The 18,258-nt window shown below is 40.4% G+C and carries 17 protein-coding genes; 1 reads left to right on the forward strand and 16 read right to left on the reverse strand.

Going from position 1 to position 18,258, the window contains the following annotated elements; all coding sequences use genetic code 11:
- Positions 1-270: 270 nt before the first annotated feature.
- From ahpF to A3I3_RS0106075, 15 genes are all read right to left on the reverse strand, one after another.
- Positions 271-1,803, reverse strand: coding sequence for an alkyl hydroperoxide reductase subunit F (gene ahpF, locus A3I3_RS0106005; protein WP_018371828.1), 1,533 nt, complete (start codon positions 1,801-1,803; stop codon positions 271-273).
- Position 1,804: 1 nt separating this feature from the next.
- A complete protein-coding gene (ahpC, locus tag A3I3_RS0106010; RefSeq protein WP_018371829.1) occupies positions 1,805-2,368 on the reverse strand; it encodes an alkyl hydroperoxide reductase subunit C in 564 nt (187 codons plus the stop codon).
- Between the two features lie 183 nt (positions 2,369-2,551).
- Positions 2,552-5,170: an alanine--tRNA ligase gene (gene alaS / locus A3I3_RS0106015; protein ID WP_018371830.1), complete on the reverse strand. Its 2,619-nt coding sequence runs from the start codon at positions 5,168-5,170 to the stop codon at positions 2,552-2,554.
- 34 nt (positions 5,171-5,204) lie between these two features.
- The gene (locus A3I3_RS0106020; protein ID WP_018371831.1) at positions 5,205-5,690 is read right to left on the reverse strand and encodes an LURP-one-related/scramblase family protein; all 486 of its coding nucleotides are present in this window, start codon (positions 5,688-5,690) and stop codon (positions 5,205-5,207) included.
- A gap of 257 nt (positions 5,691-5,947) precedes the next feature.
- A complete protein-coding gene (gene prsA / locus A3I3_RS0106025; RefSeq protein ID WP_026129819.1) occupies positions 5,948-6,907 on the reverse strand; it encodes a peptidylprolyl isomerase PrsA in 960 nt (319 codons plus the stop codon).
- A gap of 127 nt (positions 6,908-7,034) precedes the next feature.
- Positions 7,035-7,754 carry an O-methyltransferase gene (locus tag A3I3_RS0106030; RefSeq protein WP_018371833.1) on the reverse strand — a complete coding sequence of 240 codons (720 nt, stop codon included), beginning with the start codon at positions 7,752-7,754 and terminating at the stop codon, positions 7,035-7,037.
- A complete protein-coding gene (gene pepF / locus A3I3_RS0106035; protein ID WP_018371834.1) occupies positions 7,754-9,556 on the reverse strand; it encodes an oligoendopeptidase F in 1,803 nt (600 codons plus the stop codon). The genes A3I3_RS0106030 and pepF overlap by 1 nt, the downstream gene beginning before the upstream one ends.
- 26 nt (positions 9,557-9,582) lie before the next feature.
- Positions 9,583-10,587, reverse strand: a complete 1,005-nt coding sequence (locus tag A3I3_RS0106040) for a competence protein CoiA (protein ID WP_018371835.1) — start codon at positions 10,585-10,587, stop codon at positions 9,583-9,585.
- A 74-nt stretch (positions 10,588-10,661) separates the two neighbouring features.
- A complete protein-coding gene (celB, locus tag A3I3_RS0106045; protein ID WP_018371836.1) occupies positions 10,662-12,011 on the reverse strand; it encodes a PTS cellobiose transporter subunit IIC in 1,350 nt (449 codons plus the stop codon).
- 78 nt (positions 12,012-12,089) lie between these two features.
- Positions 12,090-12,599 (reverse strand): hypothetical protein, encoded by a 510-nt coding sequence (locus A3I3_RS0106050; RefSeq protein ID WP_018371837.1) that lies wholly within the window; start codon positions 12,597-12,599, stop codon positions 12,090-12,092.
- A complete protein-coding gene (locus A3I3_RS0106055) occupies positions 12,600-12,917 on the reverse strand; it encodes a PTS cellobiose transporter subunit IIA (RefSeq protein ID WP_018371838.1) in 318 nt (105 codons plus the stop codon).
- A 57-nt stretch (positions 12,918-12,974) separates the two neighbouring features.
- On the reverse strand, positions 12,975-14,951 hold the full coding sequence (locus A3I3_RS0106060) for a BglG family transcription antiterminator (RefSeq protein ID WP_018371839.1): 1,977 nt from the start codon (positions 14,949-14,951) through the stop codon (positions 12,975-12,977).
- 52 nt (positions 14,952-15,003) lie between these two features.
- Positions 15,004-15,318 (reverse strand): PTS cellobiose transporter subunit IIB, encoded by a 315-nt coding sequence (locus A3I3_RS0106065; protein WP_018371840.1) that lies wholly within the window; start codon positions 15,316-15,318, stop codon positions 15,004-15,006.
- Between the two features lie 442 nt (positions 15,319-15,760).
- Complete coding sequence (locus A3I3_RS0106070) at positions 15,761-16,000, reverse strand: SemiSWEET transporter (protein WP_018371841.1); 240 nt, start codon at positions 15,998-16,000, stop codon at positions 15,761-15,763.
- 8 nt (positions 16,001-16,008) lie between these two features.
- On the reverse strand, positions 16,009-17,445 hold the full coding sequence (locus A3I3_RS0106075; protein ID WP_018371842.1) for a 6-phospho-beta-glucosidase: 1,437 nt from the start codon (positions 17,443-17,445) through the stop codon (positions 16,009-16,011).
- 169 nt (positions 17,446-17,614) lie between these two features.
- Here A3I3_RS0106075 and A3I3_RS0106080 point away from each other — a divergent pair, with 169 nt between their 5' ends.
- The gene (locus A3I3_RS0106080; protein WP_018371843.1) at positions 17,615-18,028 is read left to right on the forward strand and encodes a hypothetical protein; all 414 of its coding nucleotides are present in this window, start codon (positions 17,615-17,617) and stop codon (positions 18,026-18,028) included.
- A 28-nt stretch (positions 18,029-18,056) separates the two neighbouring features.
- Here A3I3_RS0106080 and A3I3_RS0106085 read toward each other — a convergent pair.
- On the reverse strand, positions 18,057-18,258 hold a 202-nt coding region (locus A3I3_RS0106085), incomplete at its 5' end, for a transposase (protein ID WP_018370691.1).

The raw sequence follows: 18,258 nt of genomic DNA on the forward strand, positions 1-18,258 counted from the left end.
TGATAGAAGGCGTGGAAGTGACAATCCTCCAAAGTATTCACCACTTTTTCAATCGTAAAGACGAGATGGTCTTGTGGCAAGAAAGAACTGATTTCTAGTGGTAAAGTTGTTTGATTTGTGTTATAGTGAATATGCATGGGATAGCCTTTCTAAATAGTTTATTGTGCAATTCTATTTTACCAGGACTATCGCAACCATGCAAAAAAGCAACGGATTTGCCGTTGCTTTTTTTGGAGATAAGGGACTATTGTCCCAGGCTCTATTAATCTCCTACTGTCGAATCAAATAATCAAAAGCTCCCAAAGCCGCAGTTGCTCCTGAGCCCATAGAAATAATGATCTGCTTATAGGCGCTATCTGTGCAATCTCCTGCTGCAAATATGCCGGCAATAGAAGTCGCACCATGATTATCTATTTCAATCTCACCACGAGAATTTAGCTGGATATCACTATCTTTTAACCAAGCTGTGTTCGGCACTAAACCAATCTGAACAAAGACGCCTTCAACATCTAGCTGGTGTTCTTCGTTAGTCGCACGATCTACATAGGTTAAGCCTGTAACATGATCCTGGCCTGTGATTTCTTTTGTCGCAACATTTTTATGAATAGTCACATTTGATAGTGAGGCTGCACGCTCCTGCAAGACTTGGTCTGCCTTTAATTCTGGCAGAAATTCAAGAACATGAACTTCTTTAGCAAGACCAGCCAGATCAATAGCGGCTTCAATTCCGGAATTTCCACCACCAATAACCGCAACATTTTTTTCCTCAAAGAGAGGACCATCACAGTGGGGACAATTCGTAACTCCTTTGGTACGGAATTCCTCTTCACCCGGAACATTGATATTTCTCCAAGTTGCTCCCAAGGCCAAAATAAGCGATTTAGTTTTTAGAACCGCACCATTTTCTAATTCAACTTCAATCAAATCAGATTTACGAACCGTTTTAGCTCGCTGTGCTTTCATAATATCCACATTATACTGACTAACATGAGCTTCAACTTGTGCCATGAGCTGTGGTCCTTCCGTGTATGGAGTGCCTATCATATTCTCAATACCGACAGTTTCCATCACTTGGCCGCCAAAGGTCTCAGCCAAAAGCCCTGTCCGAATTCCTTTTCTGGCTGCATAAATAGCTGCACTACAACCTGCGGGACCACCACCAATGACCAGAACATCAAATGTTCCTTTATCATTGAAAAGTTCCACGGATTCAGGCTCGGCAATTTTCTCAACAAGTTGCTCAATTGTCATCCGACCGCTAGCAAACTCTTCTCCATTTAAGAAGACCGTCGGAACTGCCATAATTCCTTTAGCGTCAATTTCATTCTTAAACATACCACCTTCAATCATGGTATGAGAAATCAACGGGTTGAGAACTGAAAAGATATTCAAAGCCTGAACAACATCTGGACAATTATGACAGGTCAAACTTACATAAGTCTCAAAATGCAATTTCCTATCTACTGATTGAATGCGTTTGACTAAATCATCGCTAATTTTAGGAGCGCGGCCAGAAACTTGTAATAAAGCCAAAACAAAAGATGTGAACTCATGCCCGAGCGGCAAACCAGCAAAGACGATACCGCTTGCTTGCCCTTCTCTTGTAATCTCAAAAGAAGGTGTACGTTCTAATGAAACCTTTTCTACAGAAATCTGATCAGACATAGCCACGATTTCATCTAAAAATTCTTCAACTTGTTTAGAATTTGAGCTGTCATCCAAAGAAACTTTGAAAACAAGTGGTGCTTCTACTAGAGCTAAATATTGTTCTAATTGTTGTTTAATTTCCGCATCTAAAGCCATACTAAATCTTCCCTACAAGGTCGAGACTGGGTTTTAAGGTTTCAGCCCCTTCTTTCCATTTCGCTGGACAAACTTCACCTGGATGTTTACGGATATATTGAGCGGCACGAATCTTATCTAGTAAAGTGCTAGCATCACGACCAACACCATCTGCATTGATTTCAAGCGCTTGAACAACACCATCTGGATCAATGATAAAAGTACCACGCTGTGCCAAACCTTGTTCTTCGTCAAGTACATCAAAAGCAAGTGAAAGTTGATGAGACGGATCGCCGATCATGATATACTCGATCTTTCCGATAGCTGGTGAATGATCATGCCAAGCTTTATGTGTAAAGTGAGTATCTGTTGATACAGAGTAAACTTCAACACCTAATTTTTTAAGCTCAGCATATTGCTCTTGCAGATCTTCTAACTCTGTTGGACAAACAAAGGTAAAGTCAGCTGGGTAGAAGCAAACGACGCTCCATTGACCTTTGAAGTCTTCTGAAGACACCTCAATAAATTTACCCTTGTGATAAGCATTCGCCTTAAATTCAGCAACTTCTTTTCCGATTAATGACATATAGTCACCTCCATTGTTTTTATTTATAACCATTATAAACAAAGGGGATTTGAATGTCAAATAATTGGATTGAAAAATAAATGAAGTATTTAGATGCCAATGAATTTTAAAATGAACGAATTTTTAATAGCAATAACGATATAAAAAAGGAACTTGTCTAAGCAAATTCCTTTTTATTATAAATTATAGATATTCGCCAACGGCATGGAGCAGGTCTTGGATAGCAGCTTGCTTGCTACCACCTGCCATAGCCATGTCAGGTTTTCCGCCGCCACGACCGTCAACGATTGGAGCCAGTTCTTTGATGAGATTGCCCGCGTGAACGTCCTTGGTCTTGCTTGCTACAAGGACATTGACCTTATCACCAATCGCTGCCACAAGGACTAAGACATCTGAGATGTCCTTTTGCTTCCACGTATCCGCAAAGGTGCGCAGAGCCCCAGCGTCAGACACAGAGACTTGGCTGGCGACAAAGGTCTTGCCATTTGCTTCTACTACATTTTTGAAAATTTCGCCCGATGCCGCAGCAGCTGCCTTAGCTTTCAAGTCTTCATTTTCTTTTTGTAGCTGGCGAAGCTGGTCTTGCAGAGCTTCCACCTTGTGCGGCACTTCCTTGATTTGTGGCGCCTTAAGGGTTGCAGCAATCGTCTTGAGCGCTTCTTCCTCTTCACGGTAAGACTCAAAGGCTTCCTTGCTGGTCACAGCGAGGATACGGCGCGTTCCTGAGCCGATTCCCTCTTCCTTGACAATCTTGAAAATACCGATTTCAGCTGTATTGCTCACGTGCGTACCACCGCAGAGCTCAACAGAATAGTCACCAATGGTCACAACACGAACTTTTTTACCGTATTTTTCACCGAAGAGTGCCATCGCGCCCATTTCCTTGGCGGTATCCATATCTGTTTCAATCGTTTCAATAGCAATCGCGTCCCAAATCTTCTCATTGACTTGCTGCTCAATCTGACGCAATTCTTCTGGTGTGACAGCTTGGAAATGCGTAAAGTCAAAGCGCAGAAATTCTACTTCGTTGAGTGAGCCCGCTTGGGTGGCGTGCTTGCCCAGAATGTTATGCAGGGCAGCATGGAGCAAGTGGGTCGCTGTATGGTTTTTCATAACCCGATGACGACGGCTGTGGTCGATTTCGAGCTGGTAGTTTTCATGGACAGCTAACGGCGCCAGAACCTCTACCTTGTGCAGGGCTTGTCCGTTTGGCGCTTTTTGTACATCGATGACCGTCGCGACTGGATTACCAGCAGCGTCAAAAATTTGACCGTGGTCGGCTACCTGCCCTCCCATTTCGGCGTAAAATGGCGTTTCTGCAAAGATAAGGTGGGCTGTGCCTGCGGCAACTTCTGCCACTTCTTGGTCATCTGCTACAATGGCAAGAAGCTGGCTAGATAGGGCTTCTTTTTCATAGTTGAAACGACTCTCCACCGTAATGGCTTGCAGGGTTTCATTTTGCATGCCCATAGAGCCACCCTTGACAACGGATGCCCGAGCTCGCTCTTGTTGCTCTTTCATGGCGACTTCAAAGCCTGCATGGTCGATGTTCAGTCCTGCTTCCTCTGCGATTTCCTCGGTCAATTCCACTGGAAAACCGTAAGTGTCATAGAGTTTAAAGACATCTTGCCCAGCAATGGTGTCTTGCCCGCTGGCTTTTAATTGGGCTACAATTTCTTGAGCGAAATGTTGTCCAGAATGCAGGGTACGCGCAAAGGACTCTTCCTCGCTCTTGATAATTTTCTCGATAAAATCTTGCTTTTCAAGCACTTCTGGATAGTAACTTTCCATAATCTTGCCGACAGTTGGCACGAGTTTGTAAAGGAAAGGCTCATTGATACCCAACTTTTGACCGTGCATAGAAGCGCGACGGAGCAGGCGGCGAAGCACATAACCACGCCCTTCATTTCCCGGAAGCGCGCCGTCGCCGATTGCAAAGGAGAGCGAGCGAATGTGGTCGGCAATGACCTTGAAGCTCATATTGTCTCCGTCTTGGTCGTAGACCTTGCCAGACAATTTCTCTACTTCGCGGATAATCGGCATGAAAAGGTCGGTTTCAAAGTTAGTTTTAGCCCCTTGAATAACCGCCACCAAGCGCTCGAGACCTGCGCCCGTATCAATATTTTTATGAGGAAGTTCCTTGTATTCGCTACGCGGCACAGCAGGGTCGGCGTTGAATTGGGACAAGACGATATTCCAAATTTCGATATAGCGGTCATTTTCAATATCTTCTGCCAAGAGGCGGACACCGATATTTTCAGGGTCAAAATCCTTACCGCGGTCAAAGAAAATCTCCGTGTCTGGGCCAGAAGGTCCCGCACCGATTTCCCAGAAATTGTCCTCGATAGGCACGAGGTGGCTTGGGTCTACTCCAACCGCAATCCAGCGGTTGTAAGAGTCCTTATCGTCTGGATAGTAGGTCATGTAGAGCTTGTCTTTGGGGAAGTCAAACCATTCTGGACTAGTCAAGAGTTCGTAAGCCCACGTAATGGCCTCGTCGCGGAAATAATCACCGATTGAGAAATTCCCCAGCATTTCAAACATGGTGTGGTGGCGCGCTGTTTTTCCGACATTTTCAATATCGTTGGTACGAATCGCCTTTTGCGCATTGGTAATCCGCGGATTTTCCGGAATAATAGTTCCGTCAAAATACTTCTTGAGCGTTGCCACACCTGAGTTAATCCAGAGCAAGGTCGGGTCATTGACCGGAACCAGGCTGACAGAAGGCTCAACAGCGTGACCTTTTGATGCCCAAAAATCGAGCCACATTTGGCGTACTTGCGCAGATGACATTTGTTTCATTTTTCTTTATCTCCTCTTATTACATTAGTGTTTTTTAACTATTAGAAGCCTCCATCGCTTCCACATAATCGATAGCAATGACCAAGGATATGACTAAGTCTTCATAATTCTCATCCAGAATGCTGATATTATAATGGGAACTCAAATGGAAAAGCTCCTTGCTGATTTCGGCAACGAGATTGCCCCGATTATCCAGCAACCTAAAATCCAAATCCCAAAAATTACCCTCAACAGTCAAATCAAAATTCGTTAGTTCATAGCGGTCACGTAAAAAAGTCAACTTTTTCTTGATCCAAAAGCTGCTGCCATTTACCAGAGTCACCTCAAAGCGCGGCAAGAAAGTCAACACTTCTTTTTGGATACTAGCAATCTGCTGACCGTCAGCTCTACTAACAGTAAAAGCTTTGGGAATTTGCATAAAGGAGCCTGCCGCCTGATAGGCGAGTTGGTCGGCTGCATCATAAATTTCAAAACGCTCTCCGCCGAAACGAAGTTTTTGCTTAACATGGTAGGTTTTCATACCTTCCTCCTAGGCTGACAAAGAAAGACAAGTTCACATAAACGAAGGGCGAAAAACCGCGGTACCACCTTCATTCAATGAACTCGTCATTCTCATTTATTATCGAATTATTGCTTTGAGTAGCATGATTTTCACTCTTACATGGCTTGCAGCACCGCCATTTCTCTGAGCTAAGAGGTTTGAAAATCAATTCTCAATAGTCTTATTATACTTGCTTCTTGCCTTTTCGTCAACTTATTCTACTCTGAAGCCCCTATTTATTTGCTAGAAGAACCTGAACTTGATGATGAGCCTGATGTTGAAGTTGAAGAAGAAGTTCCAGTTGAACCAATATATTGGGTAAAGAGATTTTGGAAAGCTTGATCTTTGACCTTGATATTAGCTTCTGAAAGTTCTTTAGAAATTACTTTTTGGATGTAAGAACGATTACTTTGTTTTTGTGCCACAATAATTTCTTTCAATCTCTTCTTGTAGTCTTGCCATTTTGCTGATTTATCAGTTTTCTTAGTCAATTTAACGACATAGTAAGAAGCTGTTGAACTGTTGCTAGCCTTAACAGTAATCACATCTGAAATTCCATTAACTTCTAGTCCAAAGGCTGCTTTTTTTACATCATCTGGAACATCTGTTGAAGCAGAGTCAAACTTTGTTTCGCCACCCTTATCCTTCGTATTTTTGTCTGTTGAATTATCTTTAGCTAACTGAGTAAAGTCTTCTCCATTTTTAGCTTTCTCAGCCACAGATTTGGCAGTTGCTTCATCAGAGAGTTTAATAATTTGAGCAGTAACTTCTGGTGTATATGTTTCATAAGCTGCCTTATAGGCATCGTCGTTCAATTCTTTTTCGGCAGCTTTTTTAACCGCATATTCAACTAATTTATTGGTGCGAATTTGTGCCTTATAGGTTTCCGTAGTCAAACCAGAACGGGCAAGAACACTTGAAAAAGCATCCCCATATGTTTTAGCACTCTTTTCGTAGACTTCATTAACTTCTTTTTCACTGACATTCTTACCATATTTCTTTTCAAAAACATTATTGATTGTCATACTAAGAAGCACTTCTTGAGCTGCGCTACTATTTTTCACTTGATTGTAAAACTCGTCAACAGTGATTGTATCACCTTTCATTGTTACGATGTCTTTACTATTTTGCGAGCAAGCTGCTAAAACTGCGACAGACAGGAGCGTTACTGCACCAGTCATGATTTTTTTCTTCATGTCCATAAATTTTTAAAAACTCCTTTGATATACATGGGTTTTCCCACTATTAATTAACGTTCTCATTATAACATAAAGTAGCTTAAATTTGTCTAAAAACAGAAAGTTTCAAAAAGATCTTCACTATTTAATCAACGATTTCAGATGGTAAGTGAACATTTGCCACTTTTTTTCTAATCATCAATAAGCCGTCTCCTAACGGTAAAAGGCTTGCCGTCAAATCAGGATTATCCAAGGTTGCATCAAATAAGTGCTGTAGCCCCTTATATATCGTACGTTGTCCCCTGCGCACTTCTTTGATATCACGGGCAACATCTCCACCCTGAAATACATCATCAATAAGGACCAAACCGCCTACAGTTAAGCGTTTAAGCACCTCTGGTAGAAAAATAATATACTTTGATTTGGCAGAATCCATAAAGACTACATCATAGTTCTCTGTTAAAGTTTCCAAAATATCTACCGCATCTCCCTCAAGAAGAGTGATTTGACCGCGTTCATCAAAACGAGCAAAATTTTCCTTAGCTAACTCAATCATCTCTGGATTGCGGTCAATGGTCGTAATCTTAGCCTTGGGTGCATATTGTGCCATAAGAAGGGCGGAAAAGCCGATTGCAGTTCCAATTTCAAGGATTCGCTCAGGCTGCAAGGTTTCCATTAGTAGGCGGAAATAGGATACCGTTTCATGAGGAATGACCGGGATATTATTCATTTGAGCAAAATTTTCCAGCTCTTTAAGAGCTCCTGTGACTGGCTTTTGCCGCTGGCGCATCAAATCAATGATTTCTTCTTTGACAACTGGACGACGCATGTTGTGATTTGCATTTTTACTATATGTTTCAACCATTAGCCCAAGCCTAATTTTTCTACTAAAGCTTCAAATTCATTCAGTCGGCGTTCAAAAACCGCAAAGGCCTGATTAAGATAATCTTTCTTGGTCATGTCAACACCTGCTTTTTTAATAACATTAAGTGGATAATCTGAATTTCCAGCTTTTAAATAATTCAAATATTTTTCCTTATCTTCTGGCTGACCATGGACAATCTTCTCAGCTAGAGCTGATGCTGCTGCAAATCCTGTCGAGTATTGGAATACGTAAAAATTGTAGTAAAAATGAGGAATACGAGCCCACTCATACTGAATTTGTAGATTTTCTTCTTTTTTCAGTCCATAATATTTCTCATTAATATCTGCATATAAGTCATTCAAAAACTCACTTGTCAGGACTTGCCCGTCTTGATCTGCCTTATGGATCAACTGTTCAAACTCTGCAAACTGAGTTTGACGGAAAACCGTTCCACGAAAACCATCCAAGAAATGGTTAAGAATAGCAAAGCGTTCTTGATCGTCTTCAACTTCTTGCAAAAGTTTTTCAGTCAGAATATTTTCATTTGTTGTCGAAGCGATTTCTGCTAGGAAGATAGAATAATCACCATAAACATAGGGCTGAGCCTCACGAGTATAGCTAGAATGCATACTGTGTCCTGTCTCATGGACAAGAGTGAAGAGATTATCTAATGTATCTTGCCAGTTGAGAAGCATAAAAGCATCTGTATCGTAAGAACCACCAGAATAGGCTCCCGAACGTTTCCCTTGATTTTCATAGACATCAATCCAGCGGTTACGAAAAGCGGTCTTCACACGCTCTACATAATCATCCCCCAAAATAGCCAAGACATCTTCTGCTTTTTCCAGAGCTTCTTCATAGGTAAACTTAAAATCTACTTCAGATAAAGGTGTGTACATATCATACATTTTGAGATCATCTAAACCAAGAATTTTCTTGCGAAGATTGATATAGCGATGTAAAAGCGGCAAATGCTCATTAACTGCCTCAAGCAGGGTGTCATAGACACTTTCCGGAATAAAGTTAGCTGACAGAGCTGCCTCGCGTGCGCTAGTAAAACGGCGCGTCTTAGCCTTATAATTATGTACCTTAACATTCGTCTGGAGCGTTTTTGCATAGGTATGTTGGTATTGTTCATAAATGCTGTAAAGGGCCTCATAAGCCTCCTTGCGCACCTTGCGATCTTTAGATTCAACTAAACTAATATAATTCCCATGGCTTAGTTGCACCTCTTCTCCCTTCTCGTTATGAACAGTCGGAAAAACGATGTCAGCATTATCCAAAATAGCAAAAGTTTCACCACCGCTACTGAAAATCTCTTCTGCCGCAGCTAGCAGCTCTTCCTCACGCTGGGATAGTACATGTTCTTTTTGTTTAAGAAGCTTGTCAAAGAAATGTTCAAACTGACGAAGCTCAGGCTCTGAGCTTAAATATTGAGCATATTGATCAACTGTGATTTTCATAAACTCAGGCTCATAAAATGAAAAAGCTTGTCCAAAAGCTGAATAAAGTGCCGCTCCCTTGGCCTGATATTCCTGATAAAGTGCCACACGCGTGTCTTCATCATTTTTCATATGGGCATAGACGTAAAGTTTTTCAATCCGTCGCATCAAATCAAGTTGAGTCCGAGTCGTTTCAAGTAAGCTCTTAGCACTATCTAGCAGGTGTCCTGCAAGCCCTGAAGCTGACTTTAAATCCTCAGAAACTTGTGCCAATTCTGATTCAAAATCAGCGTCTGTCGCAAAGATGGTTGTCAAGTCCCATCGGAACTGTTCATCTATTTCATTTCGTTGTTTTACCATGTTAAATCCTCCGTCACTATATTCTATCATAAAGTATCAAGAAATGGGGCTTTCATAAGCTTAGAAGAACATTTTTTATGAAGCTTTCCAAAAAAATGTTGATAAAAAGCGGGGGAGTAGACAACCTGAGATAAGTTGGGATTCGTTTGTTGGTAATACCGATCGAAAGTTGAGTAGTAAGCAGTCAAATCCTGAGTGATCTGGCAAAAATAATTCTTATTAACTGGTTTAATTTGTGGATAAAAGTCATTTGTAGTTTTGGTTAAAAGATTATCTCCTGCTTGATAAAATTCCGCTTGGATAGCCATCCATTTAGGATTTTGAAAATAGAGTCGCTGACGTATATATCGACAAATTTTTGGATCTGATTTTACCAAAAAACTTTGAACGGTTTGCTGTTTAAAAGGAAAACGTAGGACTTCCAACAAATTTCCCTTACCAAATAGAAATTCTTTTGTTTTGTATTGAGCATGACCATGTAAATCTTCATGAATCAGATATTTTAGACGCAGAGCCCTTTTCTCTAAATCTAATTCCCAAAGGTAAAAACCTAAATTTTGACTAAAATACAAAAAATCTTTTTGTAAAGGTGTCAAAGAGTGTTTGAGCCAGAGATTTTCTCCTAAAAGCCAAAGGACTTGGTAGCCGTGTTTCCGATAAGCAAGCGTCCGCTCCATCAGGCGTTTTGCTGATAAAGAACTACACTGCACTTCTAAAGCCAATCTCTCATTTACCAAAAGATCTGCTATTTGCTGAAGGGCAGAAAGCGGGCTTTCAATCTCGATCTGCGTACAATCAGATTTCTTTCCCCAACGATAAAGGGCCGCTTTAAGCTCCAAGTGCTCCATACTCTCATTTTCTGTATAACCCTTGCAATTTCCTAAACTAACATGAGCAAAGTGAGCTCGCATGACTCTCCCTTTTTTCAAGCGAACTGGAGTCATGCAAACTGGACAAGAAAAACTTCCCGATATAGCGTCTTTCTCTAGTAGATTAACTAAATTCCCCCTATCATCACGTGCAGTCAGCATTCCAAAAATCTCCTAAATCTCTTTCCTTACTAATTCGTAAAAAAAGAGAAATCTTTCTGATTTCTCTTTTTCTATCACATATTTTCTTCTGCAACTAATTTCTTATCATAAGCACGAATAAATGGGAAATAAACAAAGAAGGCGGCAAAGGCACAAACTAGAGCGAGTAGAACTGCTCGTAAGTCTGCTGTCCCTAGGAAAGCACCAATTCCAACTGGTGTTGGCCATGGAACTTGGGCAATAACAGGCCTGATTAATTGCAATTGATTGACTATATAATAAATTGTCGCAGTTACCATTGGAGCAGTAATAAACGGAATGGCTAGAGCCGGATTATAAATAATTGGCAAACCAAAAATTAGAGGCTCATTGATGTTAAAAAGTGCTGGTACAACAGAAGCACGTCCAATAGCTTTTAGTTGCTCGGACTTAGCAGCAAAGGCAATATAGATACATAGTCCAAGGGTCGCACCTGAACCACCCGCGATAACAAACATATTTGAGAACTCACCTGCAACAGCAGCATGAGTTGTCCCAGCTGCATTGGTTACCATATTTGCAAGAGCAATTGGGTTTACAAAAGCGAAAACAATATTAGCACCGTGAATACCGACAATCCAGAGAAGTTGAGTCAACAGGTAGATAATCATAATACCGCCCCATGAATTGGTCAAACCTCCAACAAAACCAAACGGAATGGCAATAACTTTGAAAATATCTGTTCCAAAGACAACTAAAATACCATTAATCAAAATAACTGTAAAGGCTACAACGAAACCTGGAATCAAAGCTGAGAACCCGCGTGAAACTCCTTCTGGCACTGAATCAGGCATTTTAATAATCCAATTACGTTTTACACACATACGATAGAGGAGAACTGTCACAATCGCCATGATTATAGCTGTAAAAATCCCCGTCGTTCCAAAACGTGACGGCCCATTGCTTATTGCCCAGCCATCTGCAATGACACTACCTTCTTTGAGGCTAGAAAGTGCTGACATTGCACCCTCATCAAAAATAATTTGAGGTACAGTCATGACAAAAGCCATGAGAGAAAGTAAGGCACCGTTAAGCGGGTTAAGATTAAGCCCTTCTTCTTCAGCATAAATTTTAGTCAACTCATAAGCAAGAGAAATAACAAAGTAGAGTGACAAAACACCCATGGTCGCATAATTAGCTACCATGTAAAGAGCAGTAAACTTATCAAAAGATGCTGCAAAAATATCTGCGACAATTGGCCAAAATGAAAACGCCTGAGGCAAGATACTAAATACTAAAAACATTGACCCGACGATGGTAAATGGCACAGCTGCCATCCCTGCTGCGGTAATAGCTCGCACAACCTTGAATTGTGCTAATTTCCCCATTGGACCCATGACATGATTTTCAAGAAATCCAAAAAATCCTCCTTGTTGTTCTTCCATAAGAAAACCTCCTTAATGTATTAGGCTAAAAATTTTAGTTTCATATTAGTTTATAATAGATAGTGGTTGTTCCCGATTTTAATGAAGCTGCTGACCAAGCATAGCTTGATAACGTTTATAAGCTCGATCCGCATGATGTGTAATTTTGTCCAGCCGTTTGAGATTAAGCAAACACAGAGCAGCTCCCAACAAAAGCATACCGGCAACAAAAAGTTGTGCAGCTTGCTTATTTGCAAAAATAGGGAAAATCACTGTAAACTGTTGAGCGATAGCTATGAGACTGAGACAAACAAATTGAGAAAGCAACTGGAAAATAAATACCCTTTTTGTCCATTTGAGATTAGGTTCATCGTTGTTACCATAAAGACGAAACTGTTCGGCACTAGCTAAAATAGTAAAAACTAATAATATTGCTGGCATTATCATATAAAGTGATGGCTGAATGAATTGAATGATCAGCCAATAAAGATTAGTAAAAAAGAACAAAGCCAGACTGTAGCGAAAAAGTAAATAACGGTTGAACAGAGTATTTTTTAAAGCTGCTTTCTGCCTCTGAACTTCTAATTCTCGTTTTTCAGTTTTAGTCATCTATTTTCCCACTTTCTTGTACAATTCTAACATCTCAAGTGCTACCTCACGTAAAGTCATGGTCGTCATGAGATGATCCTGAGCATGTACCATAATAATTTCAATTTTGATCTCAACTCCACTGGCATAATCCTGCAACAGTTTTGTTTGGGCGTGATGCGCAAGAAGCAGATTGTCATTGGCAGACTCAAGCTTTGCTGCTGCTGCTTCAAAATCTCCTTCACGCATGAGCCCAAAAGCTTCGTGAACCTCGGTACGTGCCGTTCCACTGTGAAGAATAATCTCAAACGCTGCTACTTGTAATTCTTCCGGATTCATACATTTCTCCCTTCGTGATTTCTTAATCATAATTTTTGGATTAATCTATGCTTAGTTTTAAATTTTTAAAAATAAGTTTTTAAATTCTTCAAATGTTGTGCATTTGAGCATCTTTTCCTGCAAGTCTACCCGATCCAGCAAATCTACAATTTTACTGGTCAGCTGTGCCAATTCCTCATTTCCATAAATTGAAGGTGATGGCAAGAAAATAAAACGAATAGCCGGATACTCTTTACTCCAAGTTAATCCTTCCGGAATTATAGCTACGGCAATTCGATGGTATTTCCCAAAAGGTCTAATAGGATGAGGTACAGCAATACTATCTGAAAAGACAATATTACTTAACTGCTCACGTTGATTGATGAGTTCCTGCATCGTAGTCTGAAAACCAGGTTCTTCTCCAACACTCAAACGTTCAAGGAGCTCTGCCATAACCTGCTCACGATTATTGTTAGATGTTACAAACCAACAGTCAGGTGAAAAATAATCATCGAAAGCTATTTCTTTCTTATCTGTATTTTTCAACTGTATGCTATTTTTTGAATGTGCCCGACTGAACTGAATAATTTTTAAGTCTTGCTTAACTGTTTCGATTTCATCTTCATTGAGAAAAATGCTGACTGTCCGAACAGGAACACTAAAAACTAAATTAGACAAGTCAATAGAAGAAATAATGTAATCAATTCCTGTTAAGCTCTTATCATTCAAATCATAATACCCAATAACATCTATCACTTGAACCAGATGCCCTAACTCGTGCGTTACCCGATGCTTCAGCATTTGTGCACTACCAAAACCAGTAGCGCAGATAACAAGGACATTTATCTTGTGACTTTCTTTAAGTCGTTCAAGCGCTGCCATAAAGTGCAGTGCTACATAAGCAATCTCATCATCTGAAAGAGCTACCCTTGAAAAGATATCCATTGTTTTCAATACGTCCTGAGTCATGCGAAAAGCAGCTGAATAATGAGATTGAATTTCTTCTCTCAGTGGATTATCCAGATGGACATGATTTTGCAGACGTAAATAAAGTGTAGAGAGGTGAGTAACCAGCCCTTCAACTAGTTGAAAATCCTTATAAAAACCATACTCTGAGATAACCTCATGGTGAGTTAAAATATCTAGCAATTCCTCACGAATTCGCTTTTCTTGTTTCTTCATTTCCCCATGGTTGTAAGATTTTGACAGAAGGTGAAGACTGATATAATCAATCTCCTCAATAGGAAATGTCAGTTTAGCCACATTCTCTACTCGTTTCATAATGGCTTCAGCCACTTGGCGTTCTTGTGGATAATCCTTAGATGATAATTCCTCAATGGGCGCTAGCTGGAATCCCTCTGCTAGACGCTTAACTGCTAAAGCGATATGGATAACCAGATTTTGGATCATAAAGTCTGACAACTTGAGGTGACCTTCACGACATTCATCAAGAACAATCCTAGTTATTTCCTCAAGGCCAATTTTCTGATCGAAAATATTGATATCCATATAATTATGAAAGCTCTTAAAGAAACGCTCATCAAAGAAGTAGTCCATAATAAAACGCCGTTTTTGCCGCTCACTTCCAATAATATAAATTCCCTTATGAGGTCTGCTTTCTATTAATAAACCATAAGGAGATAAGATCTTACGAATCTTTTTTAAATCTGCTGACAAAGTCGAACGACTAACAAAGAGCTCCTCTGCCAAATCATCAAAGTAAACTTCCTCCTGTTCAAAAAGCAATTTGTTCAGTAAATAATTATGACGATCATCAATACTAGATACAGGCACTCCATCATCTAACAAATGTTCCTGACGAAGAAAAGTTTGATAGCAACTACGATCGTAAATCGCTAACTGGTAACCACATCCCTGTTTAGCAATAATTTCCCAACCTACTTGCTCCTTGTCCAAGTCCATGAGATATTTCAGATACGTACGTGCTGTGCGATCCGAAAAATTCAATGCTGTTGCAATTTCCTTGCTAGTTTGAAACACCTTCTCATGATCCATGAGGTAGCGAAAGATTAACTTTTCCTTAGCTTGTAGCATCACATCCTCCAAAAGTTTTCTTTCTTCTAGTCTACCTTATTCTACTAATTTATTAGATATTTTCTAGGATTAAATTAGCCATTTTTTCAATTCCCATTGGAATTGGGATATAGGCTTGCGGTGGAATTTGTACGATTGGCTTCCCAACCTTAGCTGCTGCCTCTTCAAATTGTTTGAAATACATTTTTGTTTGAGGGCTGATGAGATAGAGGTCAAATTCAGCAGCGGCGATTGCCTTGCCTCCTTCGGTCGCACTAATCGCATCTACCTCAACTTCTTGCCCCTTATTTTTAAGAAATTCTGTTGTTTTCTTTGCCATAAGAGAAGATGACATCCCTGCAGCACAAATAATTAATGCTTTTTTCATTTTTTACGCTCCTTAATTAGATAGCAAAGGCCTATTGATCATATGATTTTAGCCTGAGTTACATTTGTTTTGATAAGTCTAGTATAAAAGAAAGCGCATTCAAACTCCATAGAGGAAATTGCCTTAATGATACGGAAAAATTTGGTTAATTAAAAAATATAGAAAAAAGGCTAAAAAGGAAATTCTAGCCTCTGAATTTTGTTTGAGCTATGTATGCATACAGTACAGGAATTGCTTATTTATATTTCACAAGTTCAATATTCCACACTTTCTTTTTTCAAATTATTCGTTGAATAACTTGAAGATAAGTTCACTTAACTAGTTCCTCATTTTGGTACAAACGTTGCCTTATTAGTATTCTTATATAGCTCCACTAGACTGTTGAAAAAGCTCCATATGGCTAACCTTGTATTCATTTAGTCGGATTTTTATCATTTCTAGTTTATTTATAACGCAATTTATAGATTAAAATGATTCCTGATAAAACAAAAGAAATACTGTTTGCCACAATCAATGGTAAATCATCAATATGAATGCCATGAGCCAACCAAAGAGCAATCCCTGTTACCTGCATCAAATACATACCTAAAGCAATGGATTCTGTATCTTTTGTTTTTATAATTTTGATAACCTGTGGCAAAAATGCAAAGGTTGTTAAAACAGCTGCAATCGTTCCAATCATAGCCACCCCTAATCTACACTGCCACCGTTACTAGCAATGACTTCCTTGTACCAAGCATAGGATTTTTTAGGTGAACGCGCGTAGCTACCCTTGCCCTCATCATCCTTGTCCACATAGATAAAGCCATAGCGCTTGCGCATCTCGCCAGTTCCCGCAGAAACCAAGTCAATACAGCCCCAAGGCGTGTAGCCCATTAGGTCAACACCGTCCTCAACCACTGCTTTTTTCATCTCAGAGATGTGAGCGCTCAGATAATCAATCCGATAATCGTCGTGCACCATGCCGTCAGCCTCTACTTGGTCAATAGCTCCAAAGCCATTTTCCACGATGAAAAGCGGTAGATGATAATGGTCAGTAAACCAGTTAAGGGCATAGCGAAGCCCTTCTGGGTCAATCTGCCAATCCCATTCGGAAGCCTCCACATAGCGGTTTTTAACCAAGTCTTCCGTTTCCAGATAATCAAAATAAGGATTGTTTTCTCGGTGCGCATCAATGGCAAAAGACATATAGTAGCTAAAGCCGATATAGTCCACACAGCCCGCCAGCAAATCAGCCTGGTCTTGCTCGGTAAAATCAATCTCAATTCCCTTGCGCTCCCAATACTTTAAAATATGTGCTGGATACTTGCCAAAAACATGCACATCCGCAAAATAATACCGTTTTTGCATGGCTTTCATAGCCATGAAGACATCCTTGGGCTTACAGGTCGCGGGATAAATCGGACACATCGCAATCATACAGCCGATTTGAAAATCTGGATTGATTGCGTGCCCAATCTTGACCGCGCGGCTGCTCGCCACCAGCTCGTAATGGGCAGCCTGATACATAATCGCTTCGCGGTCATCGCCTTCTTTGTAAACAATCCCCGAATTGGTAAAAGGAGCAAAATCTTCTTGAAAGTTGGCTTGGTTGTTGATTTCATTGAAGGTCATCCAGTACTTGACCTTGTCTTTATAGCGTTTGAAAACCACCTCGGCAAAGCGCACAAAGAAATCAATCATTTGTCGATTTTTCCAGCCGCCATATTCGGTCACCAAGTGATAAGGCATTTCAAAGTGGGACAGAGTGACCACCGGCTCAATGCCATGCTTCAAGCATTCATCAAACAAATCATCGTAAAACTGCAAGCCTGCTTCGTTGGGCTCCGCCTCATCTCCCTTAGGAAAAATCCGCGTCCAAGCAATGGACGTCCGAAAACACTTAAAGCCCATATCTGCAAACAGAGCGATGTCTTCCTTATAACGATGATAAAAATCAATGGCTTCGTGATTGGGATAATATTTGCCCTCAACGACACCTGCCGTAATCTCACGTGGAACACCATGGCGAGCAGCTGTCATCACATCAGCAACACTGATGCCCTTGCCGCCCTCTTGCCAGCCACCTTCCAGCTGATGAGCCGCCACAGCTCCGCCCCATAAAAATCCGTCCTTAAAAGTTGACATATCACATTCCTCCAGTATTTTGTTAAGTTTATTTTAAATCGCTTTCAAGAAAGTTTAAATAGGAAAATTTGCCGTATGAATACGGAAAAAATAAATGTTTCTTTTACTATTTTTCTTTTGACCGTATTTTTTAAAAGTTCTATAATGTTTCCAGAAGGAGGAACTTTCTATGATAATCGGTTATTTTATCTTATCCTTTATTGGTCTTGTTTTTCTCGTTACAGGAATTACTATGCTTTACTGGAAATTGAGCCTTGTATTAAAGTCTAACATTATAAAGCGGCAAAATAAGATTTTCACCATTATCCGTTTTTATCATTTAGAAAAGGAACCCGACTTGCTGGAAAATCCAGAACTCCAACAATTAGGCTCTTGGGAATACAGTCCCGAAGGACATTATTGGAAGGGCTATGCTAAAATTTCTAAGGAAGCGCTGCGAGCAAAACTCATGACAGACTACCAACTTAGCCCGGCACAAGTCATTGTCACTGTGCCTGAAGAAATGAAAATGGCCTCTGCACAATGTTTTGATGCAGACAAAAGAGCCTGGGACAAAATAATTCTCAGCCACAAAAAAAGCTAGAGCTTCCCAATTGCGGAACTCTAGCTTTTTAATTTTGAGTCGTTCTCTTATTGTATTTTAGGAGGTTATTGGCCATAAGTACCAATCCCATGTCAATTCTCACTTGACGCTTCCCTCTCAGATTACATCTCTTGTAACCCAAACAAGCCTTTATCTGCCCAAAGACAGGTTCCACATCAATCTTGCGTTGAGCGAAAATCTGTCTACCTTGGGGAGATAAAAGCGCCTGA

This window comes from Streptococcus massiliensis DSM 18628, from assembly GCF_000380065.1.
GTDB classification, from domain to species: domain Bacteria; phylum Bacillota; class Bacilli; order Lactobacillales; family Streptococcaceae; genus Streptococcus; species Streptococcus massiliensis.

Coding starts and splice junctions, on each gene's coding strand:
- A3I3_RS0106080 (WP_018371843.1), top strand. CDS start 17,615: ATGATAATCGGTTATTTTATCTTATCCTTTATTGGTCTTGTTTTTCTC.
- A3I3_RS0106065 (WP_018371840.1), bottom strand. CDS start 15,318: ATGAAAAAAGCATTAATTATTTGTGCTGCAGGGATGTCATCTTCTCTT.
- A3I3_RS0106040 (WP_018371835.1), bottom strand. CDS start 10,587: ATGCTGACTGCACGTGATGATAGGGGGAATTTAGTTAATCTACTAGAG.
- A3I3_RS0106075 (WP_018371842.1), bottom strand. CDS start 17,445: ATGTCAACTTTTAAGGACGGATTTTTATGGGGCGGAGCTGTGGCGGCT.
- prsA (WP_026129819.1), bottom strand. CDS start 6,907: ATGAAGAAAAAAATCATGACTGGTGCAGTAACGCTCCTGTCTGTCGCA.
- A3I3_RS0106060 (WP_018371839.1), bottom strand. CDS start 14,951: ATGCTACAAGCTAAGGAAAAGTTAATCTTTCGCTACCTCATGGATCAT.
- A3I3_RS0106050 (WP_018371837.1), bottom strand. CDS start 12,599: ATGACTAAAACTGAAAAACGAGAATTAGAAGTTCAGAGGCAGAAAGCA.
- ahpC (WP_018371829.1), bottom strand. CDS start 2,368: ATGTCATTAATCGGAAAAGAAGTTGCTGAATTTAAGGCGAATGCTTAT.
- A3I3_RS0106070 (WP_018371841.1), bottom strand. CDS start 16,000: ATGATTGGAACGATTGCAGCTGTTTTAACAACCTTTGCATTTTTGCCA.
- alaS (WP_018371830.1), bottom strand. CDS start 5,170: ATGAAACAAATGTCATCTGCGCAAGTACGCCAAATGTGGCTCGATTTT.
- A3I3_RS0106030 (WP_018371833.1), bottom strand. CDS start 7,754: ATGGTTGAAACATATAGTAAAAATGCAAATCACAACATGCGTCGTCCA.
- A3I3_RS0106055 (WP_018371838.1), bottom strand. CDS start 12,917: ATGAATCCGGAAGAATTACAAGTAGCAGCGTTTGAGATTATTCTTCAC.
- pepF (WP_018371834.1), bottom strand. CDS start 9,556: ATGGTAAAACAACGAAATGAAATAGATGAACAGTTCCGATGGGACTTG.
- celB (WP_018371836.1), bottom strand. CDS start 12,011: ATGGAAGAACAACAAGGAGGATTTTTTGGATTTCTTGAAAATCATGTC.
- A3I3_RS0106020 (WP_018371831.1), bottom strand. CDS start 5,690: ATGAAAACCTACCATGTTAAGCAAAAACTTCGTTTCGGCGGAGAGCGT.
- ahpF (WP_018371828.1), bottom strand. CDS start 1,803: ATGGCTTTAGATGCGGAAATTAAACAACAATTAGAACAATATTTAGCT.